The sequence below is a fragment of the Hymenobacter fodinae genome, assembly GCF_004745825.1.
Taxonomy (GTDB): domain Bacteria; phylum Bacteroidota; class Bacteroidia; order Cytophagales; family Hymenobacteraceae; genus Hymenobacter; species Hymenobacter fodinae.
Genome location: NZ_SRLA01000003.1, coordinates 898,989 through 925,833, shown reverse-complemented (window position 1 = coordinate 925,833; position 26,845 = coordinate 898,989). Strand labels below are relative to the sequence as shown.

General features: G+C 57.4%; 24 protein-coding genes. 13 read left to right on the top strand and 11 right to left on the bottom strand.

What is annotated here, in order from left to right:
• Window positions 1-72 precede the first annotated feature (72 nt).
• Window positions 73-1,047, top strand: a complete 975-nt coding sequence (locus EU556_RS17725; RefSeq protein ID WP_135435446.1) for an arginase — start codon at window positions 73-75, stop codon at window positions 1,045-1,047.
• A 51-nt stretch (window positions 1,048-1,098) separates the two neighbouring features.
• Here the strand turns inward: EU556_RS17725 and EU556_RS17720 are convergent, their stop codons facing one another.
• The gene (locus EU556_RS17720) at window positions 1,099-1,866 is read right to left on the bottom strand and encodes a TerC family protein (protein ID WP_135435445.1); all 768 of its coding nucleotides are present in this window, start codon (window positions 1,864-1,866) and stop codon (window positions 1,099-1,101) included.
• 432 nt (window positions 1,867-2,298) lie between these two features.
• Here EU556_RS17720 and argS point away from each other — a divergent pair, with 432 nt between their 5' ends.
• The 7 genes from argS (at window position 2,299) to EU556_RS17685 (ending at window position 10,212) form a co-directional block, all read left to right on the top strand.
• Window positions 2,299-4,092 (top strand): arginine--tRNA ligase, encoded by a 1,794-nt coding sequence (argS, locus tag EU556_RS17715; RefSeq protein ID WP_135435444.1) that lies wholly within the window; start codon window positions 2,299-2,301, stop codon window positions 4,090-4,092.
• Between the two features lie 110 nt (window positions 4,093-4,202).
• Window positions 4,203-4,784 carry an LOG family protein gene (locus EU556_RS17710; RefSeq protein ID WP_135435443.1) on the top strand — a complete coding sequence of 194 codons (582 nt, stop codon included), beginning with the start codon at window positions 4,203-4,205 and terminating at the stop codon, window positions 4,782-4,784.
• A gap of 165 nt (window positions 4,785-4,949) precedes the next feature.
• Window positions 4,950-5,522, top strand: coding sequence for a glutathione peroxidase (locus EU556_RS17705; protein ID WP_135435442.1), 573 nt, complete (start codon window positions 4,950-4,952; stop codon window positions 5,520-5,522).
• A gap of 135 nt (window positions 5,523-5,657) precedes the next feature.
• The gene (locus EU556_RS17700) at window positions 5,658-6,326 is read left to right on the top strand and encodes an HAD family hydrolase (protein WP_135435441.1); all 669 of its coding nucleotides are present in this window, start codon (window positions 5,658-5,660) and stop codon (window positions 6,324-6,326) included.
• A gap of 200 nt (window positions 6,327-6,526) precedes the next feature.
• Window positions 6,527-7,483 (top strand): 1,4-dihydroxy-2-naphthoate polyprenyltransferase, encoded by a 957-nt coding sequence (locus EU556_RS17695; protein WP_135435440.1) that lies wholly within the window; start codon window positions 6,527-6,529, stop codon window positions 7,481-7,483.
• Between the two features lie 354 nt (window positions 7,484-7,837).
• Window positions 7,838-9,115 carry a hypothetical protein gene (locus tag EU556_RS17690; protein WP_135435439.1) on the top strand — a complete coding sequence of 426 codons (1,278 nt, stop codon included), beginning with the start codon at window positions 7,838-7,840 and terminating at the stop codon, window positions 9,113-9,115.
• Window positions 9,116-9,288: 173 nt separating this feature from the next.
• Window positions 9,289-10,212, top strand: coding sequence for an NAD(P)/FAD-dependent oxidoreductase (locus tag EU556_RS17685; RefSeq protein WP_135435438.1), 924 nt, complete (start codon window positions 9,289-9,291; stop codon window positions 10,210-10,212).
• Window positions 10,213-10,311: 99 nt separating this feature from the next.
• Here the strand turns inward: EU556_RS17685 and EU556_RS17680 are convergent, their stop codons facing one another.
• Together EU556_RS17680 and EU556_RS17675 are read right to left on the bottom strand one after the other, a co-directional pair.
• Window positions 10,312-11,994, bottom strand: coding sequence for a DEAD/DEAH box helicase (locus EU556_RS17680; RefSeq protein ID WP_394346116.1), 1,683 nt, complete (start codon window positions 11,992-11,994; stop codon window positions 10,312-10,314).
• Window positions 11,995-12,150: 156 nt separating this feature from the next.
• Window positions 12,151-13,167: a Gfo/Idh/MocA family oxidoreductase gene (locus tag EU556_RS17675; protein WP_135435437.1), complete on the bottom strand. Its 1,017-nt coding sequence runs from the start codon at window positions 13,165-13,167 to the stop codon at window positions 12,151-12,153.
• 159 nt (window positions 13,168-13,326) lie between these two features.
• On the opposite strand from EU556_RS17675, the gene EU556_RS17670 reads away from it, so the two are divergent.
• The 5 genes from EU556_RS17670 (at window position 13,327) to EU556_RS17650 (ending at window position 17,318) form a co-directional block, all read left to right on the top strand.
• Entirely contained in the window at window positions 13,327-14,067 is a 741-nt protein-coding gene (locus tag EU556_RS17670) for a class I SAM-dependent methyltransferase (protein ID WP_135435436.1), read from the top strand.
• A gap of 45 nt (window positions 14,068-14,112) precedes the next feature.
• Window positions 14,113-14,439: a hypothetical protein gene (locus EU556_RS17665; protein WP_135435435.1), complete on the top strand. Its 327-nt coding sequence runs from the start codon at window positions 14,113-14,115 to the stop codon at window positions 14,437-14,439.
• Window positions 14,436-15,110, top strand: a complete 675-nt coding sequence (locus tag EU556_RS17660) for an ATP-binding cassette domain-containing protein (RefSeq protein WP_135435434.1) — start codon at window positions 14,436-14,438, stop codon at window positions 15,108-15,110. The genes EU556_RS17665 and EU556_RS17660 overlap by 4 nt, the downstream gene beginning before the upstream one ends.
• Window positions 15,111-15,127: 17 nt before the next feature.
• Entirely contained in the window at window positions 15,128-16,276 is a 1,149-nt protein-coding gene (locus tag EU556_RS17655) for a CaiB/BaiF CoA transferase family protein (protein WP_135435433.1), read from the top strand.
• Window positions 16,277-16,469: 193 nt separating this feature from the next.
• Window positions 16,470-17,318, top strand: coding sequence for a hypothetical protein (locus tag EU556_RS17650; RefSeq protein ID WP_245327753.1), 849 nt, complete (start codon window positions 16,470-16,472; stop codon window positions 17,316-17,318).
• Window positions 17,319-17,461: 143 nt separating this feature from the next.
• Here the strand turns inward: EU556_RS17650 and trpS are convergent, their stop codons facing one another.
• The 8 genes from trpS to EU556_RS17610 form a co-directional block, all read right to left on the bottom strand.
• Window positions 17,462-18,439, bottom strand: coding sequence for a tryptophan--tRNA ligase (gene trpS / locus EU556_RS17645; protein ID WP_135435432.1), 978 nt, complete (start codon window positions 18,437-18,439; stop codon window positions 17,462-17,464).
• Between the two features lie 12 nt (window positions 18,440-18,451).
• Window positions 18,452-19,099: a hypothetical protein gene (locus EU556_RS17640; protein WP_135435431.1), complete on the bottom strand. Its 648-nt coding sequence runs from the start codon at window positions 19,097-19,099 to the stop codon at window positions 18,452-18,454.
• Window positions 19,100-19,132: 33 nt separating this feature from the next.
• Window positions 19,133-19,882 (bottom strand): queuosine precursor transporter, encoded by a 750-nt coding sequence (locus EU556_RS17635; RefSeq protein ID WP_135435430.1) that lies wholly within the window; start codon window positions 19,880-19,882, stop codon window positions 19,133-19,135.
• A 127-nt stretch (window positions 19,883-20,009) separates the two neighbouring features.
• A complete protein-coding gene (locus tag EU556_RS17630) occupies window positions 20,010-20,942 on the bottom strand; it encodes a ribonuclease Z (RefSeq protein ID WP_262709661.1) in 933 nt (310 codons plus the stop codon).
• Between the two features lie 157 nt (window positions 20,943-21,099).
• On the bottom strand, window positions 21,100-21,474 hold the full coding sequence (locus EU556_RS17625; RefSeq protein ID WP_044002696.1) for an STAS domain-containing protein: 375 nt from the start codon (window positions 21,472-21,474) through the stop codon (window positions 21,100-21,102).
• Window positions 21,475-21,575: 101 nt separating this feature from the next.
• Window positions 21,576-22,409 (bottom strand): DUF4198 domain-containing protein, encoded by an 834-nt coding sequence (locus tag EU556_RS17620; protein WP_135435429.1) that lies wholly within the window; start codon window positions 22,407-22,409, stop codon window positions 21,576-21,578.
• A 209-nt stretch (window positions 22,410-22,618) separates the two neighbouring features.
• Window positions 22,619-24,457 (bottom strand): glycosyltransferase, encoded by a 1,839-nt coding sequence (locus EU556_RS17615; protein WP_135435428.1) that lies wholly within the window; start codon window positions 24,455-24,457, stop codon window positions 22,619-22,621.
• Between the two features lie 316 nt (window positions 24,458-24,773).
• Window positions 24,774-26,615 (bottom strand): alpha-amylase family glycosyl hydrolase, encoded by a 1,842-nt coding sequence (locus EU556_RS17610; protein ID WP_245327752.1) that lies wholly within the window; start codon window positions 26,613-26,615, stop codon window positions 24,774-24,776.
• Window positions 26,616-26,845 lie beyond the last annotated feature (230 nt).

Sequence of the window (26,845 nt, the reverse complement as noted above, 5' to 3'; positions counted from 1 at the left end):
AGCCTGAGTGGTGCTAGGCCACTCAATCGGCAAGCATTAAAACCACCTTAACCTCTTTTCTGCCAATGTAATATGCGACGCATTAAGCTTGTGGAAGTACGCTCCGAGCTTGGAGCCGGAACCCGTGGTGCCAGTCTGGGCGTAGATGCCCTCAAAGTGGCCTGCCTCAACAAAGGGTCCGATTACTTCCGACGGTTCAACTCAGTACATGTGCCTGACCTGAACCACGTGCTCTTCGAGAAAAACCATTTCCCGAAGGCAAAGCACATAGATTCTATTTACACGGTGCAGAAAGGTATTGCCAGCGCCGTAGAACAGACCTTACGCTTTGGGGAGTTCCCCCTGGTATTGGCCGGCGACCATAGCAACGCCTCCGCAACTATTGCGGGCATCAAGGCCACTTATCCGCACAAGACGCTCGGCGTAGTCTGGATAGATGCCCACGCCGATATTCACTCGCCGTATACCACACCCTCGGGCAACATGCACGGCATGCCCATTGCCATTTCCCTGGGCGATGATAACCTGCAGTGCCAGCGCAATTATGTGGAGCCTGAAACCGAGTTTTTCTGGCGCAAGCTGAAAAACTTGGGCGAGCCCGGCCCCAAAGTCACTGGCGAGCACCTGGTATATGTGGTGGTGCGCGACACGGAGCAGGAAGAAGACGAGATTATCGACCGTCTGGGCATCAAGAACTACAAGCTCGACGAAGTAAAGGCGAAAGGCACCCGCCAAGTGGCCCGCGAAATTTACGAGCGGCTGCGCTTCTGCGACATGGTGTACATCTCCTTCGACGTCGATTCCCTGGACTCGCGCTTCAGCAAAGGCACCGGCACACCCGTAGTAGATGGCCTGAACGTAGAAGAGGCCATCAGCCTCTGCCGCGCCCTGCTGGATAATGACCGCGTGGTGTGCTTCGAGATGGTGGAAATCAATCCTACCCTCGATCAGGAAAACACCATGGCTACTAACGCCTTCGACATTCTGGAGGCCGCCACCGACGCCATCCAGAACCGACTGCGGATGGAAGAAATTGTAAGTCGTTAAAGCACGAAGCCCCTACCAGCGGTAGGGGCTTCTTTTTTGCACAATGGTGGACTAGCGGCTGCGCTGGTGATAGGGTACCCCGAATAGCCAGGAGGTAAGCAGCGGCACGGCGAAGATGGCAACCGTCAGCACCGTTAGGCCCACATCGGCGGCCTCACTGCTGAGGAAGGTGGTAAACGGATGATCAGGCAGGAAGTGCTCAAACAGGGAGAGCAGCAGCTTCAGCCCCAGTAGCCCAATTACCAGGAAAGCGGCAGTTTCCAGGAAGGGGTACTTGGCCATGAGCAGCACAAACCCCTGTGCTACTAGCCGCATGGCCAGAATACCGATGAATACGCCGGCACAAATCAGGATCAGGTTGTCGGTGAAGGCTACCACGGCAAACACGTTGTCAATGGAGAAAGCCAGGTCCATGAGCTCAATGAGGGCAATGGTGGCCCAGAAAGGGCCTAACAGGCCCAGCGTGCTGCGGTAGAGCCAGCTTTGCTGTTTGTCAACGGCATCCTCATCGGAGCTTTTCTGCTTGTTGGCGAAGTGGTCGTAGGCCAGGTAGAGCAGGTAGAACCCGCCCAGGGGCTTCAAAAACCAGAACTGAATAAGGAACGAGGCGAACAGAATACACAGCCCCCGAAATACGTAAGCGCCGATAATACCGTAGCGTAGGGCTTTGTGGCGTTGCTCCTTGGGCAGGTCGGAAACCATAGTAGCCAGCACGGCCGCGTTATCCACGGAGAGCAGACTTTCGATTATCACCAAATTGCCCACAATGGCCAAGGCCGCCAGCGGGTTGTCGAGAATTTCCTGAAGATGAATGTTCATGCGGTAGGCGCAAGGTACTTATTGCCGCAAAAACGGCGAGGGGATATGGGCGAGGAAAGCAACGAAGCTGCCGCCAAAAATAGGGAATACGGCCGCCGTGCTTGTGCTAGTACGGATAGGCCTAGCCAAAGGCTTACTGGCGCCACCTAACTTTTTCAAGAGGCATCCGGCCGGGGTTTCTACCTTTGTAGCAGCGGAAGCCCGGAGCGGTGTCCGCATCAACTCCTTATGAAGCCGACTCTTTGGACCCGAAATCAACGACGACTCTAGCGTAAGCCAGGGTAGGTCAGTCGCCGCGAAGCCTGTAGCAACGGGGAGTGTGGGCGCTAGGCCTATTCGGGGTTTACGCTGCATCCGTGGTTTCATCTCCAAATTTTCATCTTCCGGAAGCCGACTGTTCGGCTTCTTACCAAGCGTATCGCTTTCGTATCCGTGCAACAACTCCAACAAACCCTCAAAGCGGCCCTTGGTGCCGCCATTAAGAACGTATTCGACGTAGAGGTGGCCTCGCCCCAGCTGGCGCTGCAGCCCACGCGCAAGGAATTCGCGGGCCAGTTTACGCTCGTGACGTTTCCTTTCACCAAAGCCATTGGCAAAGGCCCCGAGCAAATTGGGCAGGGTATCGGCGACTGGCTGGTGGCCAACGAGCCGCTGGTATCGGGCTACAATGTGGTGAAAGGCTTCCTGAACCTGGAAATAGCCGATGCAGCTTGGCTGGACGTGTTTGAGCAGCTGCGCCAGACGCCCGCTGGAGCGCCCGTAGAAACCGGCGGCCCCCAGAATGTGGTGGTGGAATATTCGTCGCCCAACACCAACAAGCCCCTGCACCTAGGCCACCTGCGCAACAACTTCCTCGGCTACTCGGTAGCCGAGATTCTGCAAGCTACCGGCGCTACGGTTACCAAGGCCAACCTCGTAAACGACCGGGGCATCCACATCTGTAAGTCGATGCTGGCCTACCAGCAGTACGGCAACGGCGAAACCCCCCAGAGCGCGGGCATTAAGGGCGACCACCTAGCCGGCAAGTACTACGTGCTGTTTGAGAAGCACTACCGCGAGCAGGTGAAGCAGCTTGAAGCCGAAGGCGTGGCGGCCGAAGTAGCCAAGCGCCAGGCCCCCATGATGCTGGAGGCCCAAGACATGCTGCGCGCCTGGGAAGCCGGCGACGAAGAAGTGGTAGCCCTCTGGAAGCAGATGAACGGCTGGGTGTACGAAGGTTTCGATGCTACCTACCAGAATATCGGCGTCGATTTCGACAAGTACTACTATGAGTCGGGTACCTACCTGCTGGGCAAAGAGCGGGTAGAGGAAGGTCTGCAGAAGGGTGTGTTCTTCAAGAAGGACGATGGCTCGGTGTGGGTTGACCTCAAAGAAGAAGGCCTCGACGAGAAGCTGCTGCTGCGCGCCGATGGCACCTCCGTGTACATCACCCAAGACCTGGGCACGGCTGAGCTGAAGTTCCAGGACTTCCACTACGACCTCTCAGTGTACGTCATTGCCGACGAGCAGAACTACCACATGCAGGTGCTGAAGGCGGTGCTCAAGAAGCTAGGCAAGCCCTACGCCGATGCCATCTACCATCTCAGCTACGGCATGGTAGACTTGCCCTCGGGCAAGATGAAGTCGCGCGAAGGCACCGTAGTAGACGCCGACGAGCTGGTGCGCGAAGTAGTGGAAGCTGCCAAGGAGGCTACGCTTAAGAAGGGTAAAACCGAAGGGTTGAACGAGGAGGAGCTTGCTCAACTCTATCATACTTTAGGCTTAGGTGCTCTGAAGTATTACCTGCTGAAAGTGGATCCTAAGAAGCGTATGCTTTTCAACCCGGAAGAGTCGGTGCAGTTGGAAGGTGACACCGGACCCTTTATCCAATACTCCCATGCTCGGATTGCCGCTATTTTGCGCAAGGCTGGTGAAATGAGCATCCCCACGAATGCCAACACCAGCTCTATTACTACTCTGCCGGCTTCGGCCCGTGAAATGGTGCAGGAACTGGGCCGCTACCAGAGCGTGGTGCAGGAAGCCGCCCGCACGTTCTCGCCGGCCGTGGTAGGCCAGTTCGCCTACGATATAGCCCGGGCCTACAACCGTTTCTATACGGAAGTAAAAATCTTTACCGAGCCAAACGAAACGTACCGGGCGTTCTACGTGGCCTTGTCGGCTGAGGCGGGCAAAGCTATCAAAGCTAGCATGGGCCTGCTAGGTATTCAGGTGCCTGAGCGCATGTAAGAAGGTAGCGCAACGCTCTTGGCTTGCGCTTCACCATCAACCATACAGCAGCAACGCCAACGGTTGGCGTTGCTGCTGTTTTTCTTTCGTTATTAACTCACTTACATAGAATGAAAAGCGTAGCAGTGTATTGCGGCTCTAGTGCCGGAACCAATGAAATTTATGCCCAGCAAGCCCAGGAAATGGGGCGGGTGCTGGCCGAGCGCGACATGACGCTGGTGTATGGCGGAGGCCGTGTAGGCCTCATGGGGGCCGTAGCCGACAGCGTATTGGCCCACGGCGGCAAGGTTATCGGCGTGATTCCCGATTTTCTGGTGGCCAAAGAAGTGGAGCATCGCGGCGTGACGGAACTGCACATTGTGAAGAGCATGCACGAGCGCAAGCTGCTGATGGCCGACCTGGCCGAAGGCTTTGTGGCTATGCCCGGCGGTTTCGGCACGCTCGAAGAGTTGTTTGAGGTGCTGACCTGGGGCCAGCTAGGCCTGCACAAAAAGCCCATTGGGGTGCTGGGCGTGGCCGGCTTCTACGACCACCTACTTCGCGCCCTCGATCACATGGTGGAGGAAGGCCTGCTGCGCCGCGAAAACCGTCAGCAGCTCCTGAGCAACCCCGACCCCAACGGCCTGATTGAGGAGATGCTGGCCTACCAACCCATTGCACTGGAGAAGTGGCTGACCCCACGCACCACGTAGGCAATTGCAATACCTGGAACCTGGAACGTCATGCTGAGCTTGTCGAAGCATCTCTACCTCTGACTAATCTAAGTGGCCTAGGAGTCTGCAACGAAGCAGTATTTGCCTTCAAACTTTGCGTATACTCTTCGGTTTGTCACTGACAATTCCCCTCATCCTCATCCCATGAAAGCTTTTGTACTGCTTGGGGCGCTGCTGGCCAGCGGCCTGTCACTTTACCACAACTCAACTCCTGCCATGACCGAAACCACTGCTCCCGCCGCCGGCACCGTCTACGACTTCACCGTGAAATCTATTGATGGCAAAGACGTGAAGCTGAGCCAGTACAAAGGCAAAAAGCTGCTCATCGTGAACACGGCCTCGGAGTGCGGTTATACTCCGCAGTATAAGGAGTTGGAAGAGCTCTACAAGAAGCACGGGGATAAGGTGGTAGTGCTGGGCTTCCCGGCTAACAACTTCGGTGGGCAGGAACCCGGCACCGAGGCGCAGATTGCCTCCTTCTGCGAGAAGAACTACGGTGTGACGTTCCCGCTGTTCAGCAAAATCTCGGTGAAGGGCGACGACACGGCTCCGCTCTACAAGTTCTTGGCTGATAAGTCGAAGAACGGAGCGGTAGGGGATGCGCCCACCTGGAATTTCTGCAAGTACCTGGTAGATGAGCAGGGTCATGTGGTGGCGTTCTACCCCTCGAAAGTGAAACCCATGAGCGATGAGCTGGTGTCGGCGGTGCTGAAATAGAGTGTAACGTAACAGATTTAGGTGGCAGCCTGTGCTTTCCGTAGTGCCTCCGGCGCGGAAAGCGCAGGCTGCTGTTTTTCGTAGTAGGGGAAGCACTAGGTTTCTCTACCTTCGCCACCACAGACCACACTCCGCATGATTCGCACCGTTATTTTCGACATGGATGGCGTCATCGTCGACACCGAGCCCGTACACCGCTACGCCTACTTCCGGCACTTCGATGAGCTCGGAATTCAGGTATCCGAGGAGGAGTACACCACGTTCACGGGCCGCTCTACCAAAAACGTGTACCAGTATTTGAAAGACAAGTATGGCCTAGCGCCTTCGGTAGAGGAGTTGGTGATGAGCAAGCGCGAGTTTTTCAACCGGGCTTTCGATGAAAAGCCCGACCTCGATCTGCACGATGGAGTGCGGACTTTGCTGGAGGACCTGCACCAACACGGGGTGCAAATCATCCTGGCGTCGTCAGCTTCCAAGTCTACTATTGACCGCGTAATGCGGCGGTTCGGCATTGGCCCCTACTTCACTGACCTCATCAGCGGCGAGGACTTCCCGCGCTCCAAGCCCGATCCGGCCATTTTTGAGTTTGCCGCCTCCCGCTCCAAAGCGCCCAAAACCGAATGCGTGGTGATTGAAGACTCCGCCAACGGTGTTACCGCCGCCAAAGCCGCCGGCCTTTACTGCATTGGCTACGACAGTGAGCACTCGCCCATGCAAGACCTGAGCCACGCCGATCTAGTAATCCGCCACTTTTCAGAGCTATCCGCCGAACGAATTATGGCCTTCGGCCCCGCTTTCCAGTAGCCAACTCATCATGCTGGCCTCGGTGAGTTAGCTCATCAGATGCCGCCCAACTGGCCTAGAAATGAGTTCTGTATGGCGACTCTATTTTAGACTAAGGATTATCCTCTGGCAAGATGCTTCGGCAAGCTCAGCATGACATTCTCTTTGCTGATCGTGCTTACTGTCCGCCTGATTTAGCATAACCGTTACAGTTTATCTCAATGGCTTCTTCTGCCACTCCCGCTGCCCCCATTAGTCCTGCTAAAGCCTGGATTTCGGCCTTCCGACCCCGTACACTCCCCTTGGCTCTGGCCAGCATTATGGCCGGGGGCTTCTTGGCTGCCAGCCACGGGCAGTTCCGCGGCGCGGTGGTAGGCCTAGCGGCTCTGACTACCATTCTGCTGCAGATCCTGAGCAACCTCGCCAACGACTACGGCGACTCCCAAAACGGCGCCGATAGTGTGCACCGCGAAGGTCCGCAGCGGGCCGTACAGAGTGGCGCCATCTCGCCCCAGCAGATGAAGAAGGGCATGGGCGTGTTTGGACTGCTCTCACTTGTGAGTGGCCTAGCGTTGCTCTGGGTAGCGCTGGGTACCGCCGGTGCCTGGATTTTCACGGCGTTTTTCGTGCTAGGCCTGTCGGCCATATGGGCCGCGGTGAACTATACTGCTGGCTCCAAGCCCTACGGGTACGCTGGCTTGGGCGACTTGTCGGTGTTTATCTTCTTCGGAATGGTAGGCGTGTGCGGCACCTACTTCCTGCAGGCCTACAGCCAAGTACCCACCTGGACGGAGGCCCTGCCGCTGCCGGTGCTACTGCCCGCCGCCGCGCTGGGCTGCTTTGCCACGGCTGTACTCAACGTAAACAATATCCGCGACATCCGCTCCGACGAGCTAGCCGGCAAAATCACGATTCCGGTGCGCCTCGGCCCCGTACGGGCGCGCCGCTACCACTGGCTGCTGTTGCTGCTGGGCTTTGGCTGCGCCGTGGTATACGTGGCCCTCACATATCACTCGCCCTGGCAGTGGCTGTTTGTACTGTCGGCTCCACTGCTTTTCCGCAACGCCCTTTCCGTGTGGCAGCGCCAAGACTCTATGCAGCTCGACCCACTGCTAAAGCAAATGGCCCTTACTACGCTCGTGTTTACGCTGCTGTTCGGGCTAGGCCAGGTGCTGTAAGTACTGCGTCTCAGAAATTTTTCTGGGCCATCGTGTGCAAAACGGGCAAAACGAGCATCGTTGATTTACTCAACCATAGCCCGTTCGCGGCCCGGTATTGCGCCGCAGTATGTTATGAGAATATGGATACTTATTTCGTGTGTATGGGCCGGGTTAACCACTTGCCGCGCCCAATCAACTATGCCAGCCACGCCAGTTGGCGAGTTTGGACCAACTGCTAACGGCTTGCTCTACTCACCGCGTACCATGAGCCGGCTGCAGCGAATAGTAGATTCGCTAAACCTGCGCCACAAGGTCTGTGATTTGTCGCGGGTGTATCAGGGCAAGTGGCAGGGGTAGGCCACCTACGTTCGGTTGGAAAAAGGAGACTTGGCGGCGGCCGCCAAACTGCTGAGGTCGGGCACTACCGTAGACGACTTTCTGCGCCAGTTTCCGGCCGCCAAGCAAGAACCTGGGCTGCTGGTAGTAGCTACCCACGAGCAGGACGAGTACGAGGGCAAGTCGCACTCGTCAACAGAATACCGCAGTATTCCGCTAAACGGGCGCGGCGACTATACTATTTCGACGGATGGTCATGCCTCGGCTAGCACTCTTGCTTCGGGAAAGTGGATTGTAGAATATGAGAAGCGAGGCTACCCAAAACCTTATGTGGAGGCATTCTACTTCCCGGAAGGACTGTCCCGGAAGCCGCTGGCCAAATCATACGCTATGTGGGTGCAGTACGCGGATTGCCTCGTGGACACCACTGCACAGATCTACTTGCCCGCGGCAAAACGCACTGGCGTACGAATGCCACAGAAGGAAACGGCAAGCCAAGCTGCGCTCTTGCAGTTTGTGCACCAGCAGACCAAGCGCCCGGTTGTTGAGTACAATGATAATATCAGTGAGGAGGAGCAGAAAGCACAGTGGCGAGCGTACCGCGAGTGGGATTCGCTACGGCTTCAGAAGGTAGATGCTATTGCCCAGACCCCACGCTTCCGGGAACTGTTGGTAAAAGCCGCTACGGATGATGCCGCGCTGGGTACTACCTCAGATGAGTTTGAGGAATACGTAGCCCGCTATTACTCGCCTGCAAGAGCCCTGCTGCTCAAACGGAGCCGCCGGGTGGTAGGGGGCTGCAGCCAAGACGACAGCCCCCGGTTGCACGCCCTGGGCATTGCGCAGCTTTCGGCGGAGGCTGTGAACTGGGAAACCTTCCTGCGGGCTCACCTCGACATTATGAACGACCGGTTTGAGCGGATGTCGGATGGCAGCTACGCCTGGGAAAAACGCCAGACCTACTTGCGGGAATTAGAAGAATTGGACATTAACGTGCCTGACCTGCTGCTGGGAATCATCCTACGAATTGACAATCCGAGTAAGAACCATTATTTCGGTGCCGTAAACCGCATTGGGCGAGCATTAGCCGAAACAGAGCAGCCCCGAGAATTAGAACAGCGCTTACTGTCGACGGTAGAAGATTCTAACCTGGACGCATTTAACAGACTGCTGGCGTATTACTTATTCCTCAATTACAACCAGTACCTCACCGATAAGACCCAACAGCGGCAAAATATAGCGACATTAAATCAGTCAGTGCAAAAACTGCCGGCGTATTTAGTTGCCCGCGCTACTGTCCGGGAGGAGAAGTAAAATGGCAAAGTGCGCTTGAATATTTATTTGGCCTAGTCTTCCCACTAAAACAAGAAAACCCGGCTCAGACCGGGCTTTCTTATGCATCTATTTATTTATGAAACAATGTTGCAATTATTTATCAACTCGACTAGTTTTGTTAATGAAACAAAGTTGCATTTTAGTAAAGTACTATGAATAAGCTTGATGTGATAATAGTAGGAGGTAGCTACGCTGGGTTAAGCGCGGCAATGCTCCTCGGGCGCTCGATGCGCCAAGTGTTGGTCATAGATAATCAACGTCCGTGTAATCGGCAAACGCCGCACTCACATAGCTACCTAACCCGCGACGGAGAGACCCCCGCCGCTATTGCCGCCATAGCCCGCGAGCAAGTAGCCCAGTATCCCACCGTTTCCTTCCTTACCAACACAGTCATTAATGCGGAAGCGTCTGACGGAGGCTTTCAGATCCAGACGCAATCCGGCGAAACCTTTTCCTCTCGGAAACTCCTGCTAGCTACCGGCGTGATTGACGAGCTAGCGCCAATTCCGGGCGTGGCGGAGTGCTGGGGTATCTCGGTGCTGCACTGCCCATTTTGCCACGGCTACGAGGTACGGGAGCAGCGGCTAGGCCTGTTGGCCAACGGTGCGGCCGGCGCCGAGCTGGTAACCTTGATCCGAAACTGGAGCCGCCAGCTTACGCTGTTCACGAATGGCCCGGCCGACTTCGATTCTGAGCAGCGAGCGGTTATTGAGCAGCACCAGGTGCCGGTTATTGAAACCCCCATTAGGGCACTGGAGCACACGGCGGGCTACCTGACCGCCGTGCACACCACCGACGGACAACACTACCCCCTTGAGGCCATCTTTGCTCGCTTCCCCATTCGGCTGGCCGGCAACCTGGCGGAGCAGCTTGGGTGTGAGCTTACGGAAACCGGGCACATTGCTGCCTCTGAGTTTGGCACCACCAATGTACCCGGCTTGTACGCCGCCGGCGATGCTACCACGTTCATGCGGCAGGTGGCCGTAGCAGTGGCAAATGGTGGCAAGGCGGGAGCAGCAATAGTCCGTGAGCTAATTGTAGCAGGAGAGTATACTGATCTACATGCTGTGCAGTAAATTAACAACATGACCAAACTAGCCACTTTGAGCCTAGAGTCAACGTAGACAAAAAAAGCCCCGCTACTTGCGCAGCGGGGCTTTTTTGTGAGCTATCTACTACTCAGCGCTTGGTGCTGAGGCTGTGGCTTCAGTGGCGGGAGCGGAACCCTCCGGGCGTGGACCCCGTCCGCGGCCACCGCGCTTGCGGCGGCGCTGGCCTTCGCGCTTTTCGCCTTCGGCCCGGGGCTCTGCGGCGGCTTCGCCTTCTGCACGGGGTGGGCGAGGGGCCCGCGGCTCGCGGGGTGGCCTAGCTTCGCCTTCGGGGCGTGGAGCGCGGGGCTCACGGCGGGGGCGGCTTTCACTGCCTTCGGGGCGGTCTTCGCGTGGGGGGCGCTGGTAGGGCACGGCTGGGGCCTGGCCCGCATCGAGGGCAGCTAGGGCCGCTTGGGCCTTAGCAATACGCTCCTGGTGCTTAGGATCTTTAGGGTCGGGGGCGCCGGCACGGGCGGGGCGGTTACCATCGCGGCCGCCACGGCCACCACCTTCGGGGCGTGGGCCTCGGTCGCGGTTACCACCGCCGTGGCCGCCAGAACGACCTCCGCGCTCGGGGCGGCCACCCACTTTACCGCGTAGGCCTGCAAAGCGCTTGGGGTCAAACTCCGGAGCTTCGCCTAGGCCTAGCTCTTCGGTGATGTTCTTCTTCTCCAGCTCACGCTCAATCAGCTGCTCAATCTTCACCACGCGGTCCTGGTCTTGATCGGAGATGAAGGTGATGGCCGTGCCTTTGGTGGCGGCGCGGGCCGTGCGGCCGATGCGGTGCACGTAATCCTCGGCGGCGCGCGGGATGTCGTAGTTCACCACGTGCGAGAGGCTGTCGATATCAATACCGCGGCTTAGTACGTCAGTCGCCACCAGAATGGGGAACTGCTTGTTCTTGAACTCGCGCATGATTTGCTCGCGCTCCTCCTGGGTACGGTCCGAGGAAATGCCTTTGGCCTCGTAGCCCAGCTTGTTAATGGCGCGCACTATACCGCCCACGGCCGCTTTCTGGCTCGTAAATAGCACCATGCTCTGCACCTCCTGAGTTTTCAGAATGTGCTCTAGCAGGTATATCTTCTGGCGATCAAAGGCCATGTAGAATTGCTGGTCGATGCCGGCAGCGGGCTTCGATACGGCCAGACGGATTTCGTCGGGCTCATTGAGAATCTGCCGCGAGAACTCCCGGATTTTGTTCGGCATGGTGGCCGAGAAAAGCAGCGTCTGGCGCTCCTTGGGCAACTGCCGCACGATGTTGAGAATATCGTCGGAGAAACCCATGTCCATCATCTTATCGGCCTCATCCAGCACCAGATATTTCAGGTGCTCAAACTTCACGTAGCCCATCTGCATGTGGGCAATGAGGCGACCGGGCGTGGCAATAATAATATCGGCGCCGGAGGTGAGGGCGCGCTTTTGCTGCTCCCAGCCTTCGCTTTTGCCGCCCCCATAAATGGCAATGCTGCTGGCTTCTACAAAGTAGCCGAAGCCCGTTACCTGCTCATCAATCTGAGTGGCCAGCTCACGCGTGGGTACCAGTACCAAGGTGCTGGTGGTGCCGTGCTTGGCGTGCGAAATCTTATCGATTAGGGGCAGCAGATACGCTGCCGTTTTGCCGGTGCCCGTTTGAGCGCAGGCGATTAGGTCTTTGCCTTCGAGAATTTTGGGAATAGCCTGCTCCTGAATGGGCGTGGCATTCTGATAGTTCATGGCGTCCACGCCGGCGAGTAGGTCGTCGTGGAGATTGAATTCGTGAAACGTCAAGGTTCAGCGAGTTAAAATGATAGATGGCTGACCTTGCTTTCCGGGTCAGCAAACCGCGTATAGTGTTACAACAAAGATAGGAGGATTTCGTGCCCTGTAGTTTTGCCGGTACAAGCCCGCAAATAGGCAGTGAGCCCAGCCCGCCACCCACTCAGGTTACTGCTCAATAATCTGAAGCTGCCAGAAAAGCTCTTCCTCGCGCACCGGAAACGGCGCCCCATTCATTAGCGACTGATACATGGCTTCAAACAAGCCCATATAATTGCCACGGGGCGTGGTAATGGTAGTACTGGACTTTTCCCCGTCGGGCTTTACTACCGTGAGCACGCCGCCCGTGCCGGGCGCATCTAGGCCATACGTCGCATCAGAAAGGGGTAGTTTTTTGTCGAGCTGGGCTTCCTGCACGTCGGTTCGGTGCTGGCGGAAGCTACCCTGGGTGCCGTGCAGGACGTACGCCGGGCCGGGGTCGGCCACGAGCAGGCTGCCCGACACAAACACGTGCAGGCCGCTGGGGTAGGAGAGGTGATAGTGGAAATAGTCGTTGACCTGGGAGTGGGGCCGGTAGCTGCCCAGGGTTCTCTCCACCTTCGCGGGCTGCCCAAACAGGCTCAGAGCTTGGTCCAGCACGTGCGGGCCCAGGTCGAAGCTGAGGCCGGCGCCGGGTGTGGTTGGCTCTTCCTTGAACACTTTGGTATGAATAGCTGGCTTGTAGCGGTCGAAGTGCAGGTGCGCTTCAATCAACTGGCCTAGCTGCCTGCCTTCCACCACTTCGCGCACGGCCTGAAAGTCGCTGTCCCAGCGTCGGTTTTGGTAGCCAAATACCTGCAAATTCCGCTCGCGGGCAAAGGCAAACAGCTCCGATATCTGCGCGGCGGTAGTGCCCACCGGCTTTTCAATGAGGACGTGCTTGCCGGCTTCCAAGGCTTGCTTGGCCAGGTCGAAATGCGAGTAGTTAGGTGTGTTAACAACGACCAGGTCTAACTCAGGATCCTGAAGCAGCTCTTCTACGGAATCGTAGCTGATAATATCGGGGTAGTCGGCGGCGGCCAGCTTGCGGCTGCGCTCCGCCACTGCCCGCAGTTGAAAGCCGGGGTGAGCTGCCAGAAAAGGAGCGTGAAATATGCGGCCCGACATGCCGTAGGCCAGTAGGCCCGCTTGGATAGGAGAAGTCATAAATTGGGTATGGTTGGTGGATGGTTGTTGGGCAGGCGTACGAGTTGCCGGGAAGGATGAGCTTAGCTGCTTCCGCAATCTTCTGCGTACACCCCTGCGGACCTCTGCGGGAAATATCGGCAGAGAATCTGTACTACGCCTTACCAACAACTACCGCCCATGGCTACCCTCGACCGTTTCTCCACCCAAGCCGACCTCTACGCCCGTTACCGCATCGATTACCCTGCCGAGCTGTACACGTTTCTGCTGGCGCGGGTGTCGGGCCGCCAGCGGGCCTGGGACTGTGCCACCGGCAATGGGCAGGTGGCCACGGTATTGGCCGAGCACTTTGCCCACGTAGAGGCCACCGATATCAGCGCCGCTCAGCTAGGCCAGGCGCCGGCCCGCCCCAACATCACCTACCAACTGTCGCCCGCCGAGCATACGCCTTTCCCCGATAATTCCTTCGACCTGATTACCGTGGCCCAGGCCGTGCACTGGTTCGATATGGAGGCCTTTAACCGGGAAATTAGCCGCGTAGGCCACCCCGGCGCCACTGTGGCCGAATGGGGCTACGGTCTGCTGCGCATCAGCCCCGAGCTGGACCCGCTAGTGCAGAAGTTTCACGACGAAACTATGCGCCCCTACTGGGACGACAACCGCTGGCACATCACCGATGAATATGCCCGCCTGCCTTTCCCGTTTGCGCAGGTAGAGCACGCCCGGTTTCCGGTGCGGCGACAATGGTCGGCGGAGTGGTTCCTGAACTACCTGCGCACTTGGTCGAGTGTGGTGAAGTACCAACAGCAGCACGGACAGGACCCCGTGCAACTCATTGCCGAGGATGTAACGCGCCTCTGGGGCGAGGCCGAGCGGGAGGTGGAGTTTCCGGTGTTTCTGCGGTTGGGCGTGGTAGAATAATCTGTTACTTGACGCGTTGCCTGGCTGACTTAGTACGCGCGAAACATGACGATATCTACGTACCTACGGGCTCTAGGCCTGTTCTACCGCACCGTGGCGCCGTTTGCCGTTGTGTTTTCGCTTCTGATTTTTGCGGTGGCGGCCGTGGGGCCGTTCCCTAACTGGCCCCTGCCCCTCACGCTAGGCCTGGTGCTGACTAAGCTGAGCACGTTTTCCGTCATCTGGTACCTATCGGAGCAGCTGCGGCCTCACCAATACTGGCTTTACCTGAATCTGCATATTGCGCCCTGGCAGCTGTGGGCGGGTGTAATTGTAGCAGATACGCTCCTATTTAGCGCCGCCGTGCTGCTACTTCATGCCGTGCTGCCATGAGCGCAGCTTCTTCGCACGTTCTGGAAGCTGACGGTATTCAGCTCGCCTTCGGGGAGCGGCGCATCCTCTCCGATGTGTACCTGCGCGTGCAGACCGGGCAGGTGGTGGGTCTGTTGGGGCGCAACGGCTGTGGCAAATCTACGCTGCTGCAAACCGTATTTGGGGGCCGCCACCTGCCCGATGCCTCCGTGCGGGTGAACGGGCGGCGCGTGGTCCCCGCGTACCGGCAGCCGGGCCTGCTGAACTACTTACCCCAGGTACCGCTGCTGCCCGAGCGCCTCACCGTAGCGGAGGCCGCCCGCATGTTCGGAGTAAATGCGCAACAAGCCCTCGATGGGTTTCCGGACCTGAGCGCCCAGCTTTCCCGCCGCATTGGAGAGCTATCGGGCGGTACTACTCGGCTGGTGCAGGTGCTGCTGTTGCTGCACGCCAACACGCAATTTTCCCTGTTCGATGAGCCCTTTTCGGGCGTGATGCCGGTGCACGTGGAAACGCTGGCCGACCTGTTTCAACAGGCTAAAGCCCGAAAAGGCATCTTGCTCACCGACCACCGCTACGCCGAGGTACTACCGCTCTGCGACGTGGTGTACCTGCTGCAAAATGGCCGTCTGGAGCAACTGCCCTCCGACCCCGTGCCCGCACTCCGCGACCGGGGCTATCTTGCGAGCTGACCTTCATCCTTCACTTCATGCCCCAATCTGCTGCTGACCTTCCACTTCCTTTTTCTGGCTTAAAAGTACTCGAATTGGCTTCCGTGCTGGCCGGCCCGCAGGTAGGCCAGTTCTTCGCAGAACTAGGAGCGGAAGTGCTGAAGGTAGAAGCGCCCACCGGCGACGTAACCCGGACCTGGCGCACCCCCACCGAGCCGGCCGATACTACGGTGTCGGCGTATTTCTCCTGCGCCAACTGGGGCAAGCAGTCGGTGGTGCTGGACCTGACCACGCCGGAGGGCAAGGCAGAAGTGTTGCGTCTCGTAGGCCAGTCTGATGTGGTACTGGCCAGCTACAAACCCGGCGACGCCGAGAAACTGGGCGTCGATTATGCGGCGCTGTCGGGCAGCCATCCGCGCCTCATCTACGGCCATATCACCGGCTATGGCCCTGCCGTTAATCGCGCCGGCTACGATGCCGTGCTGCAGGCCGAGGCGGGCTTTATGCACCTGAATACGCTGCCGGGCCAGGAGCCCCTGAAAATGCCAGTGGCCATGGTCGACCTACTCACCGCGCACCAACTCAAGGAAGGCCTGCTAACTGCTCTGTATCAGCGGGAGCGGACTGGCCTAGGTGCCCTGGTGCAAGTGTCGTTGCTGCATAGCGCCCTAGCCTCCCTAGCCAACCAGGCTACCAGCTTCCTCATGACGGGCCACGACCCACAGCCGCTGGGCTCGGGCCACCCCAGCATTGTGCCCTACGGCACAGTATACCAAGCCGCCGATGGCGTGCGCCTGCTGCTGGCCGTGGGCGCCGACCGTCAATTTCAGCACTTGTGCGCGGTGCTAGGCCACCCCGAGTGGGCCGAAGACGCCCGCTTTCAAACCAACGCTGCCCGCGTAGCCCACCGCCAGGAGCTAGAGCAGATCCTGCGGGTCCGGATTGCGGAAGTAAGCGGGAAAGAATTACTGCAGGATTTAGAGGAGCGCCACGTTCCGGCTGGTGCGGTGCGCACGGTAGGAGAGGCGCTAGGTCACCCATCAGCCCAGGAAATGCTGCTGTCGGCTGCGCCCGAGTTTTCGCACCAAGGGTTGCGCACAGTGGCTTTCCGGAGCAATTCCTGGCCCCTGGCGGAGCGGCTGCCTGCCCCGCCAGCGGTGGGAAATAGTTCTATCAAGGAGCCGTAAGCAGAACTAGACGTGTGTCGTACGGCTCCGCTGAAATTGTGACATTCAGAATGGCAACCGAAACTCCCAAACTGCTTCTTTGCGTAGGTACTACTGCCTACCAGTACCGTAAAGTGGCCTTGAAAGGTCCTATAGTCAGATTTTATTCCAACCCGGCGCGCCTCAAGTGAGGTGTTCCCTTGTTCTTTTCTGCATGGACGAAACGCCCCAAAATTCCGTCTCCAACGCCGTTTCTGCTTCTCAACTAGATGATGGCACGCCCGGTGCGCCAGCCATAAACAGCGGCGCGGCGGCTCCCAATACCGACAATACCGCACCCAACGAGCCCGGCTCGCCCGGCGAAGTGCCCGCTGACCGCCTCGACCTGATTTTTGAAGGCCTCAAACAAAAGTCCACCGCCAAGCAGGCCATCTACCGTAACACGCTCAACACCTTCGATATGCTGCGAAAAGTGTCGCAGGAGCTGGTGGTGGAGTTGAGCCGCCGCATTACGCCCGTCGACTCGACGGTGGTGATTGAGTACCGGCCGATTAACGATATGGAGTTCCACATCCGGTTCTCCGGCGACCTGCTCGTGTTTGTGCTGCACTCCAACATCGTCACCTTCCCCGACGACTACGGGCCCATGCCCACCAAGTATGTGGAGGAGGATTTCCGCCGGCGGTTCTTCGGGCACATCATGGCCTACAACTTCACCGCCGACAGTATCAAGTACCAGCGCATGAACGACCCCGGCTACCTCGTGGGCCGCTTGCTCATCAATATCGACAACCACTACTTCCTGGAAGGCGTGCAGCAGTTGGAGCTGCCCGACAACGATATGTCGGATAACCCCGTGACGCCCGATGGCCTCAAGCTTTTCGTGGAAAGCGCCATGATTGCCGCCGTCAACAACGACCTCATCGCGCCCCCGCTCGACGATATTCAGAAAATCAGCGTAAAGCAGAAGCTGGAAAACCAGCAGGTAAGCCGCGCGAGCAAGGTAGGCTTCAGCTTCTCCAACGAGCAGCGCCACCAAAGCATTGATGGCCTAGCGTATTAGATAAGCACCAAAAGCACGTCATCCTGAGCAGGGCGAAGGATCTTGTTACGTTTGAACAACTGGCCTATTGGCTAGTGCTCACGTGAGAAGATCCTTCGCCCTGCTCAGGATGACGTGCTTTTAGTGACCTGTAAACGTATTGCTTACCGCCGCGAGTAACCTACTTTCTCCCGGACTTTGTTCAGAACTTCGGAGCCGTAGGCCTGGGCTTTGCGGGCACCTTCGGCCAGCTTGCGGTCTACCTCGGGAAGGTTGTTCATGTAGAAGTTGAATTGCTCGCGCTCGGCGGCAAAGCGCTGCTTGATTACCTCGAACAAGGCCTGCTTGGCGTGGCCGTAGCCATAACCACCGTTGAGGTAGTTCTGACGCATGGTTTCTACATCAGTAGGTGACGCCAGCAGGGAGAACAGCTTGAAGGTGGTGTCGGTATCGGGGTTTTTAGGGGCCTCCAGCGGAGTGCTGTCGGAAACGATACCCTTGATGGTCTTGAGCAGGGCTTTGTCATCCACGAAGATGTCGATGATGTTGCCGTAGCTCTTGCTCATCTTCTGCCCGTCTAGGCCAGGGATGGTCATCAGCTGCTCGTCGGCGCGGGCCTTGGGCAGCACGAAGGTTTCGCCGTAGCGGTTGTTGAACGCCGAGGCAATGTCGCGGGTGATTTCCAGGTGCTGAATCTGGTCTTTGCCCACGGGTACCACATCAGCATCATACAGCAGAATATCCGCCGCCATGAGCACGGGGTACGTGAACAAGCCCGCATTCACGTCCGAAAGCCGGTCCGACTTGTCCTTGAACGAGTGGGCATTGGCCAGCATTGGGTAGGGCGTGAAGCAGGAGAGGTACCAGGCCAGCTCCGTCACCTGCGGCACATCCGACTGGCGGTAGAACATGTTCTTCTCGGTATCGAAACCGCAGGCCAGCCAAGAGGCCGCTACCGCGTACGTATTCTGCCGCAGTAGCTCGGCATCGCGCACCGTAGTCAGCGAGTGCAAGTCAGCAATGAACAGCAACGACTCGTTGGCGGTGCTTTTCGACAGCTCAATGGCCGGAAGGATGGCGCCGAGCAGGTTGCCCAGGTGGGGGCGGCCAGTGCTCTGAATGCCGGTAAGAATGCGGGACATAGGGAAAGTAAACTACAACGGTTGCCCAGTATTATAGGCGTGAATGCAAGCAGGTATGTCTTCGTAGCTGATTGATTTTTTCTTCAGCTTCTCAATCAGATCAGGACGCGAAGAAAGGTAACGTGACAGAGATTCTCGCAACTGTTTATCGCTTTTACCAGTCATACTATAGGCGGCGAAAGGAGCAAATTCACCGGCTTTTCGAAGCAGATAAATACTTCTTCCAATTCCTCCATACTGTTGCGCACCATTGGCTCCAGGAATTGTATAAACGTCGTAGCTCTGATGGATTAACAATTCCAATGGCCCTGATTCAATTAGTTCTGCAAAGTCTCTGTTAATATTTGTTGAGTAGCTTAAGTGAACAGGGAAATTTCCTACAGTTACATACTTGCGATATTTATTACTGAAAGAGCGAACCTGATGTGGGAAATAACGCACTTCGCCCTGATTACTTTGGCTACTTAAGTAAGGCTGCATACCAGCATAATAGGTGATATTCTCTTCAGCTATGCTTCCATCCTCGAATTCTATTTTGCAGGTTCCCAGAGCGAATTTTAGGTTTCTGCTAGGTCTTCCATCTGAGGTGTATGACTGGGAAAATAATAATCGAGGCGCAGCTAACAGGAAGAAAATGGTAATAAGTATGAGGCGCGGCATAAATATTTAAAATTTATTAAGAGCAGCTATTTGCTATACACTCACGTCGGCGGCAGCTTCTTGCTGCAGCTCTACTGTTTCCTCCTGGCCTAGGTAGCGGTCAATAAGGAAATGGGCCAGATAGATTACCGGCGTGAGCAGGATAGCCGCCGCAAATTTATACCAGTAATTGGTGTTTGCCACGCTCAGCACTTGGTCTAGCGTCCAGTTGCCGAACAAGTAGAAGGCCACGTACAGCACCACGAAAGAATCAACGAGCTGAGAAACCAGCGTGGAGCCAGTGGCGCGCAGCCACACGAAGCGTCCCTTAGTGGCGCGGCGTAGCAGTTGGAACACCGTGGCATCGAGCAGCTGCCCAATACCAAACGCCGTGATGGAGCCCGCAATAATGCCTAGGCCCTGCCGAAAAATGCTCTGGTAGGCGTAGTCGATGTTGAAGGGCCGGCCGGCATCATCGGTCTTGTTCACGTCGAGCCAGAAAGCGGCTGGTGGCAGCTTGGTAGTGGCATAAATGACGATAAACGCGAACAGGATGAGCGCCACTGTGAGGTAGCTCACGCGCAGCACACCCTCCTTGCCGAAGTACTCATTGATGATGTCGGTGGTCACGAACACCACCGGCCAGATGAGTACGCCCGCCGTCAGGTTATCGGGGCGGCCGATGAGGGGCTCCAGGGAGAAAATCTTCACCCCAATAATTTCCGCTAGCAGCGCATTAACAATGAAAATGCCGCTGAGCACGAGGTAAAGCTGCTGCTTTTTGTGGGTAAAGGGGGTAGGCATGCGCGCAAAAGAGAGAGGAGGAGAAAACTGAGCCGGCAAAAAGGGTACTGGGTGGCCTAGGCCTGTGCCCGGCAATGAGCCAGCTAAGAACTGCTTAGGCGCCGGTTCGTTTAGTCCTGAAGGCTTCTTATTCCGCTAAGTGAATGGTAAGGCCCTCAATGGCCAGCTCTGTCCACTCAAACATGGTTTTGGCTTCGGCCAGCAAGGGCTGTAGGTCGCGGTAGCGGGAGGAGAAGTGCCCAATCAGCAGCCGGTGTACTTCGGCGCGCCGCGCCAGTAGACCGGCCTGCCGCGCCGTGGAGTGGTGCGTGGTGTGCGCCCGCTCGCGCATATCGTCCATGAACGTAGCCTCATGGTAAAGTAGATCCACGCCGCGCACCAAGTCGGCCAGGCTTTCGGTATAGAGCGTATCGGAGCAGTAGGCGTAGCTGCGGGCACGCTTGGGCTCAGTGGTTACGGCTGCATTGCTGACCAGTAGCTCGCCATTGTCAGCCAGCACATCTTCACCCAACGTCAAAGCATGAAGTTGAGTCGGGTTGAGGCCAGGCGGAAGCAACTCAGGAAGCAGCCGGCGGCGTTTAGGCTTCTCCCGGAACAAGTAGCCGCAGCACGGAATGCGGTGCCGCATGGGCAGGCTGTGCACGGTCAGGTACTTGTCCTCATACACCAGCGCGTGCTGGGTGGTGTCCACTGCGGTAAACTCCAGCTCGAAATTGAGGTGAGTGGCCGAATGGCGAAACTGGGTAGTCAGCACCTCATCGAGGCCGGCCGGGCCGAACAGTTGCAGCGGCTCGGTGCGCCCGTTCAGGTGCATGGTGCCCAACAGCCCGAACAACCCGAAAAAATGGTCGCCGTGGAGGTGGCTGATGAAGATGGTGTGGATGCGCTGATGCCGGATTTTCTGCTCCATCAGGCGGCGCTGGGTGTCCTCGCCGCAGTCAATCAGGTAGTGGGTGTTGCCTACCGTCAGGACCTGGGCCGTGTGGTGGCGGTCCATAAACGGGGTGGCCGAAGCACTACCCAGAATTTTTAGCTCAAAATCCAAAGTGGCAAGGCGCAAGTGGCCTAGGCCACCCACGTACATTAAGGATGAAAGAAATCAGGCTTCAGCTAGCCAATGGTACGAGCCTAGGCCTACAAAGAAAAAGCTGTTGGCCGGTAGCCGTCAGCAAAAGACTAACAGCTAACAGCCAACAGCTCTACAGCTTTCTGAACAGCTATTCTTTGCTGGTCAGGTCGCGCTCAATGGCGTGCAGGAAAATGCGGTCAATACCTTCTTCTACGGTGGGCAGAATGTGCAGTACCGACTCCAGCTTGGAAATGGTGATAAGCTTCATCACGTGGTCTTGCAGGCCAGTTAACACCAGCAGACCACCCGTGGAGTTGCACAAACGGTTGGCAATCAGAATAGAGCTGAGTCCCGACGAATCCGTGTACTTCACGTTGCTGAGGTCGAGGATCAGGTTATTGATACCCTCAGCATTCAGCTTCACGAATTCCGATTTTAGATCGGGCGCGACGGTAGTGTCGAGCTTTTTCTCATCAATCGTGATAATCGTGTAGGTTTCTTTTTTATCTATGGAGTACTTCATACCGGCGGTCGTTCGGTGTTTATGGGAGTTGCGAAGGTAACAAAAAAACTTTTGTGCGCTGCAGAGTCGTTAGTGGACAAAAATGAGAACTAAAGGCTGCATTAGCGGCTAATTTTGGGAAGGAAGGCGAAAGTAAACGTGCTCCAGGTGCTCTGCCAGTCGGCCTGCTGATGAGCAGGAGCCTCCCTCATCTGAACAGTACTTACTAAATATGCTGCGGGCGTTAGTAGTCGAAACAGTACACGCCCATTTTGGTTGCTGCGAAGTTTGAGCGGCGGGCGATTCGGGAAGTCCCCGCGCTGCCAAACTTGCACTAACTGGCCCGCAAGTGGCTTGCCAGCAGCTAGGACTCGCAAGGTAATAGACATTCCCGATTTGAGAAGTGCGGGATTCTGTTCTGGAACAATTTCTACTGCCAAACCAAGCGGGCGGCTCCAAGCCCGAGCCGTGTCTTGGGGCAGCGGCGCGCCCACTTGCACCAAGGTAGTGGCGCAGCGTTGGTAGATCTCCCGTCCGGGCTTATCAGCCTCACCGCGCTGTTTACGCAAAGCTATAACGTGGCCTAGGCCAGTTTCTTGCAGGTAGGTAGTAAAATCAGCGGCACCGAACTCGGCAAAAGCATAGTCGGTAGTGAGGGCTACAAGGTGGGTGCCGGGCTGCGTGAAGGGTAGCGTGGTGCGCAAGCTGTCGGTGGCCGTGGCGGCAGCGGTGTGGTCTTCTAGGCCAGTAGGGGTACGATGAAGTAACTGCGTAACCCGCTTCACTTTACCGGCCCAGGGCTTGCCCTGAAAGTTTGCGCCCGTAAACACCCCAATGTGCAGCGCAGTGCCAGGAGCAATAGTAAACCTAGCCGGCGCCAGCCAAAACTCCTGCGCCACGGCTGCCCCCGCGAGCAAGAGCAAAGGCACAAACAGTAGGTAGGAGGTCTGACGCATAAAGCGAAAAAGCAGAATCTTGATTAAGGATAGATGAAGACGCGCTGCTGATACCTTGTATCTGGCGCAACTGATTTCTACTGGTTGTATACCCGCCTGCACGCTGCCCTCAAGCAGGAAGAATCTTCTCCCGCCAGCACGAGGCGCTAGGCCAGTCGGTACCGTGTGAGAAGATCCGTTCTGCTTGAGGACAACGTGCTGTTACTAGACTAATAGCGCTCCAGCGCCAGAGCATAAGCCCGGTCGTAATACACGCGCAGGTTTTTCCAGTCGAAGAGCTCCGAGGAGCTTTCCACGTTGTTGCGCTGCATGATTCGCTCGCGGCGGTTGAGCTGCACAAACTGCCAGAGCATTTCCGTTAGCTCTTCCGCCGACTCCTCAAAGCTTTTCTCTTGGCGGTGTACCACAAAAATGCCTTTGTCTTCGTGGCTGGCCACGTTCTGCAGCACGTAGTCGCCGAAGCCGGATAGGTCGGAGGTGATGGCCGGCACGCCGCGGGCAGCGCACTCCAGGGGGGTGTAGCCCCAGGGCTCGTAGTAGCTCGGGAAAATGCCCAGGTGGCAGCCGCGCACAAACTGTCCGTACTCCATACCAAACAGCGGAGAAGTCGGCGACACGAAATCGGGGTGATACACGATTTTCACCCGGTCGTGCTGGTTGTTGACCAGGTTGGCCCGGCGCACAAAGCCCAGAATGTCGTCGTTTGCGTCGTCTACGAGGTTGTGCGTGATAACCGGAGGCAGGTTGGTGGTTTTCCAGCTCTGCAGGGTGCGGCGGTAGCGTAGTTTCCAGTAGTCGTCCACCATGCTGCTCAAGTCGGGCAGGCGGTGGTCGGTGCTGGCGGCGGCGGCATAGAACAGTCGCTCGCCCACCTGCTGCTGAATGGCCTCTACGGTGGCGTGCACCTCATCGAGCACGGCCCGGCTTTGCAACACCTGGGGGTTGATGCTGTGGAAGGGGCGCTTCGTGATGAAGAACATCACCACTTGCCCTTCTAGGCCACTCTGCTGCAAACGGTAATTCAGGCGGGCCAAGGCTTCCAGCGTCAGGTCGAAGCCTTTGTTATGGTACTCGTAGCGGCCGCTCGTGAACAGGTACAGGGTCTTGTCCAGATCAAAGGAATAGCTCTGGAAGAAGTGCGCCATCACGAACTCGTGAATCTTCGACTTGTACTGCTGGTGCAGGTTCTGAAACTCGTGCAGGGCCACAAACCGCTCAATGTTCAGGCCGTTGGGCAGCACTGCATCAGGTATCCGGTCGAGCAGATAAATGCACTCCCGCACCGTCAGCTCACTCACGGTGGTAAATACGTGCGAGCCATGCGCCGCGGCCCGCTCAATGGTCACGGCGGTTTCAATGTTGAAGTGCCGCGCCTCAGCCGCCCAATCCACCTGCATAAGGTGGTCATAGAAATTGGGGTCGTTCATGGCTAGGTAGCGGCCTAGCAGGGTGGCGTGGGTAGTAAACACCAAGTGCAGCGGCACCTGCTCGCGGCGCAGATCAGGAATGGCCACGCCCGTCATCCACTCGTGGAAGTGGGCTAGCACGCGCTGGGGCGGTACTACTTGGTCGGTGAGCACCTTTAGAAAGATTTTGGCCAGATAGCCAAATGCCTCTACCTGATGCAGCAGGTCGTCGTTATCGGGCGTAGGGATGTGATGGTGGTGCCAGAGGTCAGATTTGATCTGGCCCAGCCGGTCGTAGACTTGGTACGGATTGATGAGTACCACCCGGGGGCGGCCGGTAACGAGCCAGATGCCCATTTGCACATCATAGCCCTGGCGGCGCATTTCCCGCACGGCGTCGGCAAATGGGTCGCTGAGGGTGGCCAGCTGGTAGTCATCATAGGGCTCAAACTCACCCTGGGCCTGGTGGGCGAAATACGGGCCTAGCAAGCAGTAGCGCTCATCCCACACCTGCACGGTGGCTGGCACTTTGCTGCGGATAACGGTGTAGATGCCGCCTACCTGATTGCAAACTTCCCAGGCTACTTCAACGAGCAGGGCATCGGGGGCAATTGGTTCGGGCGAGGAAAGCGGAACTTGCATGAGCGTGTAGTTCGGTGGGAGTGGTGGCAAGATAGAGGTGCTTACGTAGTTTCAAAGGGAAAACCAAGGCTTTTCCTGATGATAGGGAGAAAACGCCCAGCCAACTACTTCAGCAACAGGGCTTTTCTGTCTCTAGGTTACTGAGCTGCTTCCTGCTGCTTCTTATCGAATAAGCTGGCTATATCGGCAGTAGTACCGCGCGGCCGGCCAATGGTGAGCAGCGCAAAGCCGCATAGTATGAGGGCCGACACAAAGCAGCAAGCCCACCCCGGAAATGACCGGGGTGGGCTTGTTCGTAGAAGCAAAGTGATGGCACTTACGCTGGCTCCTGCGAAATAATCAGCACGGAGTAGGGGGCAAGTCCGAAGGAGCCGTGGAAGGTGCAGCCATCGTACTCGCCTTCTTCCGCCTGAGTGTCTACACTTTCAAAGTTGCCAAACTCAGCATCGTAGCCTTCCCAGTCGGAGTTGAAACGTACGCGCCAGTGGCCGCCGCTGGGTAGGCCAATGGTGTACGCCTCGTGGGAGCGGTCGGCAAAGTTGGCTAGGATGATGGTGGTGTCGCCGGGGCCACCTTCGCCATCGGCCCAGCGCCGGTAGGCCAGTACCTTGTCGTCGTTGTTGACGTGGAACACCTCCGTGTGCTGGCCTAGCAGGCCACGGGTATGGCCGGCGGTGTTGCGGCGCAGTTGAATCAGGTCGCGGTAGAGGCGCACCAAGCCGGCGTGCTCCTCGGCGCGGCTCCAGTCCAGGGGCTGGTCGTCGGAGAAGTGGCCGTCGGCCAGCATAGTCTGGCCCTGGAAAATCATTGGGATGCCGGGAGCGGTAAACACCAGGGCGGCTCCTAGCGTCGAGCGTTTCTTCGGGAACCAGGAAGCTGCGTTACCCGGCATGATTTCCTCCGTCACGCGGGCTTTGCCATTGGCTACCTCATCGTGCGACTCCGTGTATACCACCCGCTGGAAGGCGTCGCCGTTGTACGTCTGGCCGATGACGGACGCCACGGCTTCCAGGTTGCGGTCGGCATCTTCGGGCGTTACCAGCGCATCACGCACAATGTTTACAAAGGCGGCATCCCACTGCGAGGCAAAGCCTTGTCCGCCATCAGCAGTAGGCCTAGTGATGTACTCATTGCCCTGGAGGTCTTCGGCAATGGTAATCTTCCAGGGCATCTTCTCCTGAATTTCCTCATTGATCCACTTCATCAGGCTCCAGCCCTCGGGCAGGTCGCGGGTAGGGTCGCTGGAGCCATCTACGTTGCGGATGTGGGAGATTGAGTCGCAGCGCAAGCCATCTACGCGGTAGTCTTCCAGCCACATCATGGCATTGTCGCGGATGTAGCGGCGCACCTCGTCGCGGCCGTAGTCGGGACGGTTGTGCCCCCAGGGCGTTTCGGCGCGCCAGTCGTTGTAGAAGTAAATGCCGCCCCCGTCATTTTCCTGCCAGCCATCAAACTGCCACAGGTCCAGGTCGCCGGGGCCAAAGTGGTTGTACACTACATCCAGAATCACGGCAATGCCGTGGCGGTGGGCCTGTTTTACTAGCTCCTTGAAGGCCTGGGGCCCGCCATAGTCGGTTTCCAGAGCAAAGGGGTGAGCTGGGTTGTAGCCCCAACTGCGGCCCCCCGGAAACTCCGTGGGTGGCATAATTTCAATGGCATTGATGCCCAGGTCGCGCAGGTAGTCGAGGCGGTCAACCACGTCGAGGAAGGTGCCGGGCTTGTCGGGGTCGGGGGCGTTGAAGGTGCCCACGTGCAGCTCATAGATTACCAGCTCATTCCAGGCCGGCATCTCAAAGTGGTCGTCCTCCCAGTCAAAGCTGTGGTCGGGCACCACAGAGTTGCCGGCCGAGTGCGTGACTTCGCGGGCGTAGGGGTCGTTGCGGGTTAGCTCGCCGGTGGGCGTTTTCAGCCAAAATTTATATTCGGTCCCCGGCGGCAGGCCCGGAAAGTCAGCCGCCCAATAGCCCTCGGTTTCATGCTGGAGGGGGTGCCGGGTGGCGGTCCAGTCGTTGAATGGGCCGACTAGCGAAACCGCCGTGGCCGCCGGAGCCCATACCCGGAAGGTGGTGCCGTTTGCGTGGGGAATAGCCCCCATACCGGGCTGTAAGTCAGTAGAGGGAATAGAAATAGGTGTGGGAGCGGAGTCGATGACGGACATGTTTGTGTAAGAGAAGCCGTGTTGAAGTTCAACAGTACCTCCTCATACTGATTGGACCGGAATTGGGTTGTAAGCAGAGCAATAATTGACCCTAGCGCCGCGAGTCAGTTCCGCATTCTGTGACCCAGACAGTATACTGCTCAGCCTCGTTGTAGGCCACTGGCCCTTCTTCCTAAGTGGCCCATAACAAACCAGCGCCCCGTTCCGAGGAACGCAGGCGCTGGCTGATG

Coding starts and splice junctions, on each gene's coding strand:
- EU556_RS17685 (WP_135435438.1), top strand. CDS start 9,289: ATGAATAAGCTTGATGTGATAATAGTAGGAGGTAGCTACGCTGGGTTA.
- EU556_RS17620 (WP_135435429.1), bottom strand. CDS start 22,409: ATGCGTCAGACCTCCTACCTACTGTTTGTGCCTTTGCTCTTGCTCGCG.
- EU556_RS17650 (WP_245327753.1), top strand. CDS start 16,470: ATGGACGAAACGCCCCAAAATTCCGTCTCCAACGCCGTTTCTGCTTCT.
- EU556_RS17710 (WP_135435443.1), top strand. CDS start 4,203: ATGAAAAGCGTAGCAGTGTATTGCGGCTCTAGTGCCGGAACCAATGAA.
- EU556_RS17675 (WP_135435437.1), bottom strand. CDS start 13,167: ATGACTTCTCCTATCCAAGCGGGCCTACTGGCCTACGGCATGTCGGGC.
- EU556_RS17615 (WP_135435428.1), bottom strand. CDS start 24,457: ATGCAAGTTCCGCTTTCCTCGCCCGAACCAATTGCCCCCGATGCCCTG.
- EU556_RS17665 (WP_135435435.1), top strand. CDS start 14,113: ATGACGATATCTACGTACCTACGGGCTCTAGGCCTGTTCTACCGCACC.
- EU556_RS17670 (WP_135435436.1), top strand. CDS start 13,327: ATGGCTACCCTCGACCGTTTCTCCACCCAAGCCGACCTCTACGCCCGT.
- EU556_RS17700 (WP_135435441.1), top strand. CDS start 5,658: ATGATTCGCACCGTTATTTTCGACATGGATGGCGTCATCGTCGACACC.
- EU556_RS17660 (WP_135435434.1), top strand. CDS start 14,436: ATGAGCGCAGCTTCTTCGCACGTTCTGGAAGCTGACGGTATTCAGCTC.
- EU556_RS17695 (WP_135435440.1), top strand. CDS start 6,527: ATGGCTTCTTCTGCCACTCCCGCTGCCCCCATTAGTCCTGCTAAAGCC.
- EU556_RS17720 (WP_135435445.1), bottom strand. CDS start 1,866: ATGAACATTCATCTTCAGGAAATTCTCGACAACCCGCTGGCGGCCTTG.
- EU556_RS17610 (WP_245327752.1), bottom strand. CDS start 26,615: ATGTCCGTCATCGACTCCGCTCCCACACCTATTTCTATTCCCTCTACT.
- EU556_RS17725 (WP_135435446.1), top strand. CDS start 73: ATGCGACGCATTAAGCTTGTGGAAGTACGCTCCGAGCTTGGAGCCGGA.
- EU556_RS17640 (WP_135435431.1), bottom strand. CDS start 19,099: ATGCCGCGCCTCATACTTATTACCATTTTCTTCCTGTTAGCTGCGCCT.
- trpS (WP_135435432.1), bottom strand. CDS start 18,439: ATGTCCCGCATTCTTACCGGCATTCAGAGCACTGGCCGCCCCCACCTG.
- EU556_RS17655 (WP_135435433.1), top strand. CDS start 15,128: ATGCCCCAATCTGCTGCTGACCTTCCACTTCCTTTTTCTGGCTTAAAA.
- EU556_RS17625 (WP_044002696.1), bottom strand. CDS start 21,474: ATGAAGTACTCCATAGATAAAAAAGAAACCTACACGATTATCACGATT.
- EU556_RS17635 (WP_135435430.1), bottom strand. CDS start 19,882: ATGCCTACCCCCTTTACCCACAAAAAGCAGCAGCTTTACCTCGTGCTC.
- EU556_RS17705 (WP_135435442.1), top strand. CDS start 4,950: ATGAAAGCTTTTGTACTGCTTGGGGCGCTGCTGGCCAGCGGCCTGTCA.